This is a genomic window from Actinomadura sp. 9N407 (assembly GCF_044326315.1).
Classification (GTDB): domain Bacteria; phylum Actinomycetota; class Actinomycetes; order Streptosporangiales; family Streptosporangiaceae; genus Spirillospora.
This window is the reverse complement of sequence record NZ_JBIRAW010000009.1, coordinates 270,558-283,671: the sequence shown is the minus strand read 5'-3', so window position 1 is coordinate 283,671 and position 13,114 is coordinate 270,558. Positions and strand designations below refer to the sequence as shown.

Annotated in this window: 11 protein-coding genes; 9 read left to right on the top strand and 2 right to left on the bottom strand. The window is 73.3% G+C overall.

Annotated elements, in window-relative coordinates; translation table 11 throughout:
• Window positions 1-45 precede the first annotated feature (45 nt).
• The 7 genes from ACH34Q_RS17235 (at window position 46) to ACH34Q_RS17205 (ending at window position 9,072) form a co-directional block, all read left to right on the top strand.
• Entirely contained in the window at window positions 46-1,887 is a 1,842-nt protein-coding gene (locus ACH34Q_RS17235) for a methylmalonyl-CoA mutase family protein (RefSeq protein WP_395983965.1), read from the top strand.
• On the top strand, window positions 1,884-4,097 hold the full coding sequence (gene scpA, locus ACH34Q_RS17230) for a methylmalonyl-CoA mutase (RefSeq protein WP_395983964.1): 2,214 nt from the start codon (window positions 1,884-1,886) through the stop codon (window positions 4,095-4,097). The genes ACH34Q_RS17235 and scpA overlap by 4 nt, the downstream gene beginning before the upstream one ends.
• Window positions 4,094-5,074 carry a methylmalonyl Co-A mutase-associated GTPase MeaB gene (gene meaB, locus ACH34Q_RS17225; RefSeq protein ID WP_395983963.1) on the top strand — a complete coding sequence of 327 codons (981 nt, stop codon included), beginning with the start codon at window positions 4,094-4,096 and terminating at the stop codon, window positions 5,072-5,074. The genes scpA and meaB overlap by 4 nt, the downstream gene beginning before the upstream one ends.
• Window positions 5,075-5,103: 29 nt before the next feature.
• A complete protein-coding gene (locus tag ACH34Q_RS17220; RefSeq protein WP_395983962.1) occupies window positions 5,104-6,087 on the top strand; it encodes a GNAT family N-acetyltransferase in 984 nt (327 codons plus the stop codon).
• Window positions 6,088-6,440: 353 nt separating this feature from the next.
• Window positions 6,441-6,881, top strand: a complete 441-nt coding sequence (locus ACH34Q_RS17215; protein ID WP_395983961.1) for an HNH endonuclease — start codon at window positions 6,441-6,443, stop codon at window positions 6,879-6,881.
• Between the two features lie 278 nt (window positions 6,882-7,159).
• On the top strand, window positions 7,160-8,167 hold the full coding sequence (locus ACH34Q_RS17210; RefSeq protein ID WP_395983960.1) for a hypothetical protein: 1,008 nt from the start codon (window positions 7,160-7,162) through the stop codon (window positions 8,165-8,167).
• Window positions 8,168-8,250: 83 nt separating this feature from the next.
• Window positions 8,251-9,072: an endonuclease/exonuclease/phosphatase family protein gene (locus ACH34Q_RS17205; protein WP_395983959.1), complete on the top strand. Its 822-nt coding sequence runs from the start codon at window positions 8,251-8,253 to the stop codon at window positions 9,070-9,072.
• On the opposite strand, the gene ACH34Q_RS17200 is transcribed toward ACH34Q_RS17205, so the two are convergent.
• Both ACH34Q_RS17200 and ACH34Q_RS17195 read right to left on the bottom strand, forming a co-directional pair.
• Window positions 9,066-10,115 (bottom strand): Gfo/Idh/MocA family oxidoreductase, encoded by a 1,050-nt coding sequence (locus ACH34Q_RS17200; RefSeq protein ID WP_395983958.1) that lies wholly within the window; start codon window positions 10,113-10,115, stop codon window positions 9,066-9,068. The genes ACH34Q_RS17205 and ACH34Q_RS17200 overlap by 7 nt on opposite strands.
• Window positions 10,116-10,196: 81 nt before the next feature.
• On the bottom strand, window positions 10,197-10,991 hold the full coding sequence (locus ACH34Q_RS17195) for a class II aldolase/adducin family protein (RefSeq protein WP_395983957.1): 795 nt from the start codon (window positions 10,989-10,991) through the stop codon (window positions 10,197-10,199).
• A 117-nt stretch (window positions 10,992-11,108) separates the two neighbouring features.
• Here ACH34Q_RS17195 and ACH34Q_RS17190 point away from each other — a divergent pair, with 117 nt between their 5' ends.
• Both ACH34Q_RS17190 and ACH34Q_RS17185 read left to right on the top strand, forming a co-directional pair.
• Entirely contained in the window at window positions 11,109-12,254 is a 1,146-nt protein-coding gene (locus ACH34Q_RS17190; protein WP_395983956.1) for a helix-turn-helix domain-containing protein, read from the top strand.
• The gene (locus ACH34Q_RS17185; RefSeq protein ID WP_395983955.1) at window positions 12,251-13,108 is read left to right on the top strand and encodes an LLM class flavin-dependent oxidoreductase; all 858 of its coding nucleotides are present in this window, start codon (window positions 12,251-12,253) and stop codon (window positions 13,106-13,108) included. The genes ACH34Q_RS17190 and ACH34Q_RS17185 overlap by 4 nt, the downstream gene beginning before the upstream one ends.
• The last annotated feature ends 6 nt before the right edge of the window (window positions 13,109-13,114 follow it).

Here is a 13,114-nt window from a genome sequence, read left to right as displayed (position 1 = left end):
CCCCGGTCGCGGGCCGGTCATACGTGCTCGCTTACCATCCAGGGCATGACGGTGCCGCCTGAAGAACTCGAACTGGCCGCCGCCTTCCCCACGGCCGAACGCGACCGGTGGCGGGAGATGGTGAAGGGGGTGCTCCGCAAGTCCGGCGTGGCGAGCGACGACACCCCCCTGGAGGACATCGAGGGTCTGCTGACCCGCGATTCGTACGACGGCGTGCCGGTGGCCGCCCTGTACACGGCGGCCGACGGCGCCTCCGGCAGGCCCGGGCTGGCGCCCCGCCTGCGCGAGGTACGGCCCGACGGCGAGGGCCTGGCGGGCTGGGACGTCCGGCAGCGGCACGCCCACCCCGATCCCGCGGCGGCCCGCGAGGCCGTGCTCGCCGACCTGGAGAACGGCGCCACCTCGCTGTGGCTGGAGCTGGGCCGTACCGGCCCGCCCGTCGCCGCGCTGGCCGAGGTGCTGCGTGACGTTCATCTCACCATGGCGCCCGTCGTCCTCGACGCCGGAGCGGAGACGCCGGCCGCGGCCGAGGCGCTGCTGGCGCTGATCATCGAGCGCGGCCAGGCCGCCGAGGCCACCGGCAACCTGGGCGCCGACCCGCTCGGGCTGCGGGCCCGTGCCGGATCCGCCGTGGAGGGCCTGTCCGTCGAGGACGCCGCCGCGCTGGCCGTACGGTGCGTCCGGGAGTTCCCGGGGCTGCGCGCCCTGACCGTCGACGCCACCGTCTACCACGACGCGGGCGGCGGCGACGCCGAGGAGCTCGGCGCCGCCATCGCGGCCGGGGTCGCCTACCTGCGCGCGCTGACCGGCGCCGGGCTGACCCTGGACGAGGCGTTCGGGCAGCTGGAGTTCCGGTTCGCCGTCAACGCCGACCAGTTCATGTCGATCGCCAAGCTGCGCGCCGCGCGCCGCCTGTGGGCCCGGGTCGCCGAGGTCTGCGACGCGTCCGGGGCCGGTGACGCCCGCGTGCACGCGGTGACGTCCTCGGCCATGATGACCCGCCGCGACCCGTGGGTGAACATGCTGCGCACCACCGTCGCGGCCTTCGCCGCCGGCGTGGGCGGCGCGGACGCCGTCACCGTGCAGCCGTTCGACGCCCGGCTCGGGCTGCCCGACGACTCCGCCCGCCGGATCGCGCGCAACACCCAGACCCTGCTGCTGGAGGAGTCCAGCCTGGCCCGCGTGATCGACCCCGCGGGCGGGTCCTGGTACGTGGAACGGATCACCGAGGAGCTGGCCCAGGCCGCCTGGGACCGGTTCACCGAGATCGAGAAGGCCGGCGGCCTGGCCGCCGCCCTCGACTCGGGTCTGGTCGCCGAGCGCGTCGCCGCGACCTGGGCGCGCCGCCGCGAGGACATCGCGCGCCGCAAGGCCCCGCTGACCGGTGTGAGCGAGTTCCCCAACCTCACCGAGAAGCTGCCCGAACGCACCCCCGCCCCCGCCGGCCTCTCGGCGGCGCCGGGCGGGCTGCCCGTGGTGCGGTACGCACAGGACTTCGAGTCGCTGCGGGACCGTTCCGACGCCCACGCCGAGGCCACCGGAGCCCGGCCCAGGGTCTTCCTGGCCACGCTGGGCCCGATCGCCGTGCACACCGCGCGCGCCTCGTTCGCCGCCAACCTCTTCCAGGCGGGCGGCATCGAGACGGTGACCGGGGAGCCGGGCGGGTTCGCCGCCTCCGGTGCCGCCGTCGCGTGCCTGTGCTCCAGCGACAAGCTGTACGCCGAGCAGGCCGCGGCCGCCGCCCGCACGCTCAAGGAGGCGGGCGCGGTGAAGGTCTGGCTGGCGGGTAAGGGTTCTCACGAGGGAGTGGACGCCCGCGTCTTCGCGGGATGCGACGCGGTGAGCGTGCTGGAGACCACCCTCGACGATCTAGGAGTGAACCGATGATCCCCGACTTCTCCGAGATCGGGCTCGGGACGGCGGCCCCCGCCGACGAGGCCGCCAAGCGCTGGCGCGCGGCGGTCACCGAGGCGACCGGGCGCGACCCGGAGGCCGAGACCTGGGACACCCCCGAGGGCATCGGGGTCAAGCCGCTCTACACCGGCGACGACCTGGCCGGCCTGGACTTCCTGGACACGCTCCCGGGCGTCGCCCCGTACCTGCGCGGCCCGTACCCGGCGATGTACGCCACCCAGCCGTGGACGATCCGGCAGTACGCCGGGTTCTCCACCGCCGAGGAGTCCAACGCCTTCTACCGGCGCAACCTCGCGGCCGGGCAGAAGGGCCTGTCGGTGGCGTTCGACCTGGCCACCCACCGCGGCTACGACTCCGACCACCCTCGCGTGGCCGGCGACGTCGGCATGGCCGGGGTGGCGATCGACTCGATCTACGACATGCGCCAGCTGTTCGACGGGATCCCGCTGGACAAGATGAGCGTGTCGATGACCATGAACGGGGCGGTGCTGCCCGTCCTGGCGCTCTACATCGCCGCCGCCGAGGAGCAGGGGGTGGAGCCGGAGCGGCTGGCCGGCACCATCCAGAACGACATCCTCAAGGAGTTCATGGTCCGCAACACCTACATCTACCCGCCGACGCCGTCGATGCGGATCATCTCCGACATCTTCGCGTACACCTCGCAGCGGATGCCCAAGTACAACTCGATCTCGATCTCCGGCTACCACATCCAGGAGGCCGGGGCCACCGCCGACCTGGAGCTGGCCTACACGCTGGCCGACGGCGTGGAGTACATCAGGGCGGGCCGCGAGGCCGGGCTCGACATCGACGCGTTCGCGCCCCGGCTGTCGTTCTTCTGGGCGATCGGGATGAACTTCTTCATGGAGGTCGCCAAGCTGCGCGCCGCCCGCCTGCTGTGGGCCAAGCTGGTCAAGGAGTTCGACCCGAAGAACCCCAAGTCGCTCAGCCTGCGCACCCATTCGCAGACCTCCGGCTGGTCGCTGACCGCGCAGGACGTCTTCAACAACGTGGCCCGCACGTGCATCGAGGCGATGGCCGCGACCCAGGGGCACACCCAGTCGCTGCACACCAACGCGCTCGACGAGGCCCTCGCCCTGCCGACCGACTTCTCGGCCCGGATCGCCCGCAACACCCAGCTGCTGCTCCAGCAGGAGTCGGGGACGACCCGTGCGATCGACCCGTGGGGCGGCAGCGCGTACATCGAGCGCCTCACCTACGACCTGGCCCGCCGCGCCTGGGGGCACATCAGCGAGGTCGAGCAGGCCGGCGGCATGGCCAAGGCCATCGACGAGGGCCTGCCCAAGCTGCGCATCGAGGAGGCCGCGGCCCGCACCCAGGCCCGGATCGACGCGGGCCGGCAGCCGGTCATCGGCGTGAACAAGTACCGCCCGGACGCCGCCGAGAGCATCGAGGTGCTCAAGGTCGACAACGCCTCCGTCCGGTCCCAGCAGATCGAGAAGCTGCGCCGGCTCCGCGAGGAGCGCGACGAGACCGCCACCCGGGCCGCGCTCGCCGCCCTCACCAACGCCGCCGAGGCGGCCGAGGCCGGGACCCGTCCCGGCGACCTGGAGCACAACCTGCTCACCCTGGCCGTGGCCGCCGCCCGCGCCAAGGCCACGGTCGGTGAGATCTCCGACGCCCTGGAGAAGACGTACGGGCGGCACGCCGCCCAGATCCGTACCATCTCCGGCGTGTACCGGGAGGAGGCCGGCAACGTGGGCGCCATCGAGAAGGCCCGCGCCGCGACCGCGGCGTTCGAGCGGGCCGAGGGCCGGCGGCCCCGGATCCTGGTCGCCAAGATGGGCCAGGACGGCCATGACCGCGGCCAGAAGGTGATCGCCACCGGCTTCGCCGACCTGGGCTTCGACGTCGACGTGGGCCCGCTGTTCCAGACCCCGGCCGAGGTCGCCCGGCAGGCCGTCGAGGCCGACGTGCACATCGTGGGCGTCAACTCGCTGGCCGCCGGCCACCTCACGCTGGTGCCCGCGCTCCGCGAGGAGCTGGCCGCGCTGGGCCGCGGCGACGTGATGATCGTGGTCGGCGGCGTGATCCCGCAGCAGGACTTCGACGAGCTGCGCGCCGCCGGAGCCACCGCGATCTTCCCGCCCGGCACCGTCCTGGCCGACGCCGCCACCGCTCTCCTCGACGACCTCGCCGCGAAGCTGGGGCACAAGGCGGCGTGAGGAAGCCGGAGCTGGAGGACTATGTCTCGGGTGTACGGGAGGGGGCTCGGGCGTGGGTGGCCCGGGCGATCACCCTGGTGGAGTCGACCCGTCCTGACCATCGGGAGCTGGCGCAGAGGCTGCTCGTGGAGCTGACCCCCTTCGCCGGGAACGCCCGCCGGATCGGGATCACCGGTGTTCCCGGGGTAGGCAAGTCCACGTTCATCGACGCCCTGGGCAGCGACCTCACCGCCGCGGGACACAAGGTGGCGGTGCTCGCGGTCGATCCCTCGTCCACCCGGACCGGCGGCAGCATCCTGGGCGACAAGACCCGGATGCAGCGGCTGGCGGTCGATCCCCACGCGTTCATCCGGCCGTCCCCGACCGCGGGGACGCTGGGCGGGGTGGCCAAGGCCACCCGCGAGGCGATGGTCGTGATGGAGGCGGCGGGCTACGACGTCGTGCTGGTGGAGACCGTGGGGGTCGGCCAGTCCGAGACCACGGTGGCCGAGATGGTCGACTCGTTCCTGTTCCTGACCCTGGCCCGTACGGGCGACCAGCTGCAGGGCATCAAGAAGGGCGTGCTGGAGCTGGCCGACGTCATCGCGGTCAACAAGGCGGACGGGTCGCACGCGATGGAGGCCAAGCGGGCGGCCCGCGAGCTGGCCGGGGCCCTGCGGCTGCTGCGCAGCGACGAGCGGGCCCGCGACATCCCCGTCCTGACCTGCAGCGCGCGCGAGAACACCGGGCTGGACACCATCTGGGGGCATCTGGTCGAGCACCAGGACCGGCTGGCCGCCGACGGCGAGCTGGAGCGGCGCCGGCGGCGCCAGCAGGTCGGCTGGACGTGGTCGATGGTCCGCGACCGGCTGCTGACCGAGCTGCGCGAGCATCCCGCCGTACGGGAGCTGGCGCCCGGTCTGGAGGCGGAGGTGGCCGGGGGCACGCTGACGCCCGCGCTGGCCGCGGAACGGATCCTGGCCGCGTTCACCCGGTGACGATGCGCCGGATCCTGTAGAACAGGCTGATGGACGTCATCCCGCTCGATGATCCGACCGAAGCGCAGATCGAGCAGTGGCACGCCGTGCTCACGGCGGTCCACGCGGCCGAGCCGGCCGGCGACCCCGCCCCCGTCCGGGAGCAGACGGCGCGGCTGCTGCGGGACGCCGGCCGGCGGCTGTGGGCGGCCGCCGACGGCGGCGAGACCGCCGCGGTCGCCGAGCTGCGGCTGCCGGGCGGGCCGGGCGCCGACCGCCCGGGGGAGATCGACATCCAGGTCGCGCCGGCGCACCGCCGGCGCGGCCTCGGTACCCGGCTGATGGCCGTGGCCGCCGAGGGCCTGCGCGCCGACGGCCGCGGCAGCGTCATCGCCCAGGTCCTGGCGGGCACGCCGGCCGTGCCGTTCCTGGAGTCGCACGGCTTCGTCTGCGTCCTGACCCTGAGCGGCCTGCTGCTGCGCCTGGACGACCTCCCGCCCGACCGCGTCCCGAAGCTGGTCGCCGCGGGCCCGTCCGGCTACCGGCTGGTCCGCTGGCGCGGCATGGTCCCGGACGAGTACGCCGACGCCCTGGCCCGCGCCAAGCACGCGATGGCCGACCTCGCCGAGTACGAGGGCCTGCCCTGGGACGCCGACCGCGTCCGCGAGATGGCCGAGATGGTCGCCAAGCGCGGCGACGACCTCTACACCGTCGCCGCCGTCCAGGGCACGGCCGTCGCCGGCTTCACCGAGATCGTCGTCCCGGCCGGTGCCCCCGAACGGGCCGCGCAGTACGACACCGCGGTGGTCCCCGAGCACCGCGGCCGCCGGCTCGGCATCTGGGTCAAGGCGGTCATGCTGGAGTGGCTGGCCGCCGAGCGTCCCGAGGTCCGCGAGATCGAGACCGACAACGCCGGCGACAACGCCCACATGCTGGCGGTGAACGAGGAACTGGGCTTCCGCCGCCAGCGCGAGTCGCGGGAGTACCAGGCCGCCGCTCGTGATCTCCCGACAATCCACAGCACGCGCCTCTAGTCGTGTCGATTGAAGTCCCGGCCTACGGCCCTCGCCTGGCGGCTCGCGCCTAACCGGGCCTTTGCGAGCGCTGCATCGCTTCGCGATCTGCCCGGGTGAGGCTCGCCTTCGGCGTCGCCTCACCCGGGCAGAGTGTCGCGCTCGCGCGGGGCTGAGGTCGCTGGGCACTTTGAGACGGCCGTGCGGGCCGAAAAACGCCTTGCCGTTCACCGCGAAGATCGGGACCCTGAGGTGGGCCTTTCGGAACGTCAGGAAGGGCCGGAGAATTCATGGGCCATTTCTCCGCCGTTCCCTGGTGATCGCCATAATGGCGCACCAATGGCCGGTGGAGTGGACGGAAGGGAGGTGACCCGGTGAACGTTCTCGTCCTGAACGCGTCGTACGAGCCTTTACAGAAAGTCGACCTGCGGCACGCCATCCGCATGCTGGTGCGCGAGGTGGCCGTCGTCGAGGAGGCGGAGGAGGGCCGGACGATCGGCCGCTACCCCGTGCCGCGGGTGCTGCGGCTGGTCCGCTACGTCGCCATGCGCTGGCGGCACGGCCGGCGCCCGCCCTGGACCAAGCGCGGCGTGCACCTGCGCGACCGCGGCCTGTGCGGCTACTGCGGCAAGCGGGGTCACACCATCGACCACGTCATGCCCCAGTCGCGCGGCGGCGCCGACTCCTGGGAGAACACCGTCCTGGCCTGTGGCAAGTGCAACAACCGCAAGGGCAGCCGCACGCCGGCCGAGGCCGGGATGCGGCTGCGCATCCGTCCCCGCGTCCCCGTCTGGGACGAGCTCGTCGGCCACTGAGCGAGCGATCCGGACGCATCGAGTGACCCCCGACACATGAGGAGCGCGGCCGCCGGCCGGAGCGAGCCGGATCACGTTCCGGCCAGGCCGGGCGGCCGTCCGGCGGCGTGCGCTCCGCACCACGGCGGAGCCCACGCGTCACTGTCCTTCATATTGAGATAAGGTCCTCTTCCGGTAGTTTTAAGGTAACGCTGCGTATTTGGCCGAGTATTGCATGCCAATTAGCTGTTTGTGGTAGCGTGCCGCCAATCTTGCTCGATGGTGCTAAGGAGAAAGCAGTGGCGGCCCTCGACCCACACGGCGGGAAGCGGAGGTCCTTCCGCATCCGGATGGCCAGGCGCAGCGTGGCCGTCGCGGCCCTGCTGACCTTCTCGGCGGTGCTTCCGCCGAGCGCGGGCAGCGCGGCCGAGCCGAAGGATCCGGCCAAGGAGCTGGCCAAGCTCGAGAAGCGCGCCGCCTCGCTGTCCAAGGAGTACCGCGGCGAGCTGATCTCGCTGAACGAGGCCAAGGCCGCCGCCAAGCGCGCCAAGGCCGACGCCGAGCGGCTCGACCGCGAGTACGAGGCCGCCCGGGTCGACGTCAGCCGGATCGCCGCCTCCACGTACATGAGCGGCCGGATGGACACCATCCCGATCGTCACCGCCGATGACCCGAGCGCGTCCGTACGGGACGCCACCGTGCTCGAGCACCTGTCCCGCAACAACGGCCGGCGCGTGCAGGCCCTGCAGAACCTCTCCGTCCAGGCGGCCAAGTCCCAGAAGGACACCGGTGCCAAGGTCGCCAAGGTGCGCGAGGAGGTCGAGGACCTGGAGAGCCAGCGCAAGCGGGTGAGCAAGCTGATGGCCAAGTACAAGCCCGAGGTCCCGACCTCGGGCGGCGGTGGCTCGTCGGGCCGGCCGGACGGCGCCAGCGGCACCAAGTCGCCCATCACCGGCAACTCGATGACCGCCCGCATGCGCACGGTGCTGCAGGCCGTCGACGGCAAGTTCGGCGCGTTCCCCGCCATCGGGTGCGCGCGTCCCGGTGACCCGCAGGACCACGGTTCGGGCCGGGCGTGCGACTTCATGGAGAGCACCGGCGGGCAGATGCCGAGCTCCTCCGCGCTGGCCCATGGTGACGCGGTGGCCCAGTACGTGATCGACAACGCCTCGCGGTTCGGGATCAAGTACGTGATCTGGCGCCAGCGCATCTACGACATGCGCGGCAGCGGCGGCTGGAAGCAGATGGAGGACCGGGGCAGCGTCACCCAGAACCACTACGACCACGTGCACGTGTCGGTGCTCTGACGCACCGCCCCCGCACCGCCCGGACGCACCGCCGCGCCGCCGGAGACTGGATCTCGCCCGCCCGGTGATGCCAGAGTCGGGTCATGGCCTACGACATCGAGCGGCCGTACGGGCCGCTGATCGAGACGACCGTCCGGGTGGCGACGTGGAACACGTGGGCCCGGTACGGGCCGTGGCACGACCGCGAGCGGGCGCTGCTGGCCGCCCTGCTGGCCGCCGCACCCGACATCGTCGTGCTGATGGAGGCGTGGGACGACGAGGACGGATCCCAGGCCGAGCGGCTCAAGGGGCCGCTCGGGCTGCCGCACCACGTCTACGGCGGCGCGCCCGAGTCGGGGATCGCGGTGCTGTCGCGCTGGCCGCTCAGCGGCCGGGAGGAGCAGCGGCTCGGTGACCGGGACCGGAAGGGCTGGGACGGCGGGCAGGCGCTGTTCGTCCGGGCCGAGGGACCGCGCGGGCCCGTCCAGGTCGCCGGTGTCGGGCTCGGCTGGAAGCTGGGCCACAGCGCGCAGCGCCAGGAGCAGGTGCGGGAACTCGGCGCCTTCGTGCGCAAGGCCGCCGACGTCGAGTCACCGGTCGTGGTGGCCGGGGACTTCAACGCCGATCCGCACAGCGACGAGATCCGCATGCTCACCGGCCGGGCCGCCGTGACGGCCCCCGGCCTGGTGTTCTACGACGCGTGGGAGACCGCGGGCGACGGGACGCCCGGCCACACCTGGGCGCGGACGAACCCGTGGACGCAGCCGGTGCTGTGGCCCGACCGCAGGATCGACTACATCCTGTCCGCCTGGCCGAGGCCGGGCGGGGCCGGGCATCCGGTGCACTGCGAGCTGCTCGGCACCGAGCCGATCGGCGGGATCGTGGCCTCCGACCACTACGGCGTGCTGGCGGACCTGCGCTACTGAAGCGCGACCGGGGCACCCTCCCCGGCCGAACGGATCGCGGCCTCGATGACCTCCAGGCCGGTGATCGCGTCGGCGAGGTCGACCGGGGGAGGCCCGGCGCCGCGCAGCGCCCGCGCGACCTCGGCGTAGAAGTCCTGGTACGCGCCGGGGTCGGTGGGCTCGGGCCGGTCCGCGGCCACGGTGCCCAGCCGCCCGTACGACTCGAGCGGTGCCTGCCCCCAGCCGGCGTCCTTCGGCGTGCGGCCCGCGCGCAGGTCCTTCTCCTGGCCGTCCATCCCGGAGACCGTGTACGCGGCGGCGGACCCGAGCACGCGGAAGCGCGGACCGGGCTGCGCGGCCGTCGCGCTCATCCACAGATGCGAGCGCGTCCCGCCCTCGTGGGTGAGGGCGACGAAGACGTCGTCGGCGGTGGCGGCACCGGGCCGGCGCACGTCGATCTCGGCGTACACCCGCTCCGGCCGGCCGAACAGCGTGACGGCCTGGTCGATCAGGTGCGGGCCCAGGTCGAACAGGATCCCGCCGGCCTCGCGCGGGTCGGCGCTCTCCTTCCAGCCGGGCTTGATCTCGGGCCGCCAGCGCTCGAACCGCGACTCGAACCGCTGGACGGTCCCCAGCTCGCCGCCGCCGGCCAGCCGCCGGACCGTCCGGAAGTCGCCGTCCCAGCGCCGGTTGTGGAACGGGATCACCGGCAGCCCGCGCACCGCGGCCAGTGCCGACAGCGAGCGGGCCTCGGCGGCGGAGGCCGCGACCGGCTTGTCCACGACGACCGGCATGCCGGAGGTCAGCGCCGTGCGGGCCAGCGGCACGTGCTGCCGGTTGGGCGCGGTCACCACCACCAGGTCGTACGCCTCGGGCGTCTCCCACAGCCGGTCGGCGCTGTCGAGCACCTTGGTGTCCGGATGGCGCCGCCGCACCGCCTCCTGCCGCTCGGGGTTCCCGGTCACGACGGCGTCCAGCCGCAGGTCCGGAACGGAGGTGATCAGCGGCGCGTGGAAGACCGCGCCGCCGGTGCCGTATCCGATGAGTGCCACCCGCAATGCCATGCACCGATCATCGCCGATGCCGCGCGACCAGCACAAACGGCCTCCCGGTCAGCCGAACCGCCGGTCGGCCGAACGAGCCGGTCAGTCGAACAGGTCGGGCTGCTCCCGGGTGATCTGGTCGAACAGCGGCTGGTAGTTGATCCAGCCCACCAGGTCGTTGCCGATCTGCTGGTGCGTCAGGACCGCGTTGTCGTGCTCGATCGGGACGACCGCCCCGGCGGCCTTGGCCAGCAGCTGCACCTGGCACGAGCGCTCCATGGTGATGAACCACCAGGCGGCGGCGTCCACGGTCTCGCCGACGGTGAGCAGGCCGTGGTTGCGCAGGATGAGGGCCTTGTGGTCGCCGAGGGCGGCCGCGATGCGCTTGCCCTCCTCCAGGTCGGTGACCACGCCGGTGTAGTCGTCGAACAGGCCGTGGTCCTGGTAGAACGCGCACACGTCCTGGGTGATCGGCTCCAGCTTCTGGCCGAGCGCCGAGATCGCGCGGCCGTGCGTGGAGTGGCTGTGCGCGGCGGCCACGGCGCCGGGACGGGCCTGGTGGATCTGGGAGTGGATGGCGAAGGCGGCCTCGTTGACCGGGTAGCGGCCCTCGACGACCTGCCCCTGGTGGTTGACCAGGATCAGGTCGCTGACCTTGATGTGCTTGAACGACATCCCGAACGGGTTGACCCAGAAGTGGTCGGCGCGCTCGGGGTCGCGGGCGGTGATATGCCCGGCCACGCCCTCCTCGAAGCCGAACTTGCCGAAGATCCGCAGCGCGGCGGTCAGCCGCTCCTTGCGGTGCCGGCGCTCCTCCTCGACGGTGTCGAACGACGGCGGCAGCCGGAAGATCAGGTCGGTGGGCAGCTTGTCGAGGAACTCGTCTTCTTCGGACATCAGGGCACTCCTTGGCTTGTCTACGTCCACCAAACCGTGCCGACCCCGCGCTCGTCTAGGCTGGGAGGAGTCAACCAGCGCGGCGGTGGTTGTCCCGTACGGACAAGGGAGGGCACCATGCCGGACGTCGACGCCTTCCTGCGGCTGCTGCTGGAGCGCGCCGCCGACCCCGGCCTGCTGGAATCCACCGTACGGGCCGCGCGCAGCCGGTCCGAGCTGGTCGCGGCGCTGCCCGAGGAGGAGACCCGGCGGCACACCCGCGCCCTCGTCCACGGGGTGCTGGCCGCCCTGAAGGAGGGCGGCGAGCCCGGTACGGAGGTGCTGGCCGCGGCGGAACGGCTCGGGGCCGACCGGGCGCGCCAGGGCGTGCCGGTGGCCGCGCTCCTGGACGGCTTCCAGGCGGGCCGCTCGCACCTGGTCGGGGTGCTGATCGAGCAGGGCCGCCGGCGGCGGGTGCCGGCCGACACGCTGCTGGACGGCGTCACCCGGATCGACGCCATCAACACCGCGCTCGTCCACCGGATGGTGCACGCCCACCGGATCGCGGAGCTGGAGATGGCCCGGACGACCCGGGAGGGCCATGTGCAGACGCTGCGGCAGCTGCTGCACGGGGAGCCGGCGACCGTCCGCGCGCCGCTCGACCCGGACGTCCCGTACCACTGCGTCGTCTCCGACATCAGCGATCCCGCCGTCGCGAGCCGGCTGGAGGCCGCGCTCGCCGCCGGCGGCCCGGCCCTGTGCGGGCTGGTGGACGGGCGGCTGGCCGCGCTGGTCACCCGGCTGCCCGAGGCGCCGGAGCTGGCCGGCGGGCCGCTGCTGGTGGCCGCGCCCGCCGAGCGGCCCCTCCGGATCGCGCCGCTGTACCGGCTCGGCCGCCGCGCGCTGCGCGCGGGCGCCGCGTCCGGGCTGACCGGGCTGCGCCCGCTCACCGACCTGGCACTGGTCACCGTCACCGAGGGCGAGCCCGAGCTGGGACGCCTGCTCGCGGCCCGGCTGCTGGGCGGACTCGACCCGGCCGACCCGTTCCACCGGGAGCTGGCCGCGACCGTGCTGGCGCTGCTCGATCACGGCGGGCGGATCGAGCCCACGGCGGGCGCCCTGCACGTGCACGGAAACACCGTCAAGTACCGGCTGCGGCGCTTCCAGGAGCTGACCGGCGGGACGCCCACCGCCGCCGAGGACGCCGTCGCGCACGCCGCCCACTGGTGGTGGGCGCTGCGGGAGTGGATCTCCCGGCCGCCGGATGGTGGGATGGGAAGATGAAGATCAGCACCGTGATGTGGCCGATGTCGTCGTGGCCGGAGATGGGCGATCTGTGGCGGCGGGCCGAGGACCTCGGCTTCGACACCGCCTGGGTGTACGACCACATGGCCTGGCGGGGCGCCACTCCCTGGTACGACGCGTACACGACCCTCGCGGCCGCCGGGGCGGTCACCTCGCGGGTCCGGCTCGGCACGCTGGTGACCTCGGCCAACTTCCGGCATCCGGTGCCGACCGCGCACGCCGCGAAGACGATCGACCACATCAGCGGCGGCCGGCTCCGGCTGGGCATCGGATCGGGCGGTACGGCCCGTACGTCCGACTCCGGCATCCTCGGCGGCGAGGAGTGGTCACCCCGCGAGCGCGCGGACCGCTTCGCCGAGTGGGTCGGCCTCCTCGACCGGCTCCTCACCGAGCCGGAGACGACCTACGAGGGCACCTACTACTCCGCCCGCGAGGTCGTCACCGAGCCCGGCTGCGTCCAGCGTCCCCGGGTGCCGTTCGTGATCGCCGCGACCGGCCCGAAGGGGCTGCGCCTGGCGGCACGGTACGGATCCGGCTGGGTCACCAACGGGCGGGGCCGCGAGGGGCAGGCACCGCAGGACGCCGTCCGCGACCAGCTCGGCGGCCTGCGCGCGGCCTGCGAGGCCGAAGGCCGCGATCCCGCCGAGGTGAAGCCGCTGTTCCTGACCGGCTTCACCGACGAGCCGTGGCTGGAGTCGCCCGCCGCGTTCGCCGATCTGGCGGGCCGGTACGCCGAGCTCGGCATCGACGAGGTCGCGCTGCACTGGCCGCGTCCCGGCACCGACTGGGACGCCGATATGGCGGTGTTCGAGGCCATCGCCGCCGCGCACTGAGCGCGC

What these genes read in the sequence shown, in the direction of transcription:
- ACH34Q_RS17235 (WP_395983965.1), top strand. Translation starts at nt 46, where the DNA reads ATGACGGTGCCGCCTGAAGAACTCGAACTGGCCGCCGCCTTCCCCACG.
- scpA (WP_395983964.1), top strand. Translation starts at nt 1,884, where the DNA reads ATGATCCCCGACTTCTCCGAGATCGGGCTCGGGACGGCGGCCCCCGCC.
- ACH34Q_RS17220 (WP_395983962.1), top strand. Translation starts at nt 5,104, where the DNA reads ATGGACGTCATCCCGCTCGATGATCCGACCGAAGCGCAGATCGAGCAG.
- ACH34Q_RS17205 (WP_395983959.1), top strand. Translation starts at nt 8,251, where the DNA reads ATGGCCTACGACATCGAGCGGCCGTACGGGCCGCTGATCGAGACGACC.
- ACH34Q_RS17200 (WP_395983958.1), bottom strand. Translation starts at nt 10,115, where the DNA reads ATGGCATTGCGGGTGGCACTCATCGGATACGGCACCGGCGGCGCGGTC.
- ACH34Q_RS17195 (WP_395983957.1), bottom strand. Translation starts at nt 10,991, where the DNA reads ATGTCCGAAGAAGACGAGTTCCTCGACAAGCTGCCCACCGACCTGATC.
- ACH34Q_RS17190 (WP_395983956.1), top strand. Translation starts at nt 11,109, where the DNA reads ATGCCGGACGTCGACGCCTTCCTGCGGCTGCTGCTGGAGCGCGCCGCC.
- ACH34Q_RS17185 (WP_395983955.1), top strand. Translation starts at nt 12,251, where the DNA reads ATGAAGATCAGCACCGTGATGTGGCCGATGTCGTCGTGGCCGGAGATG.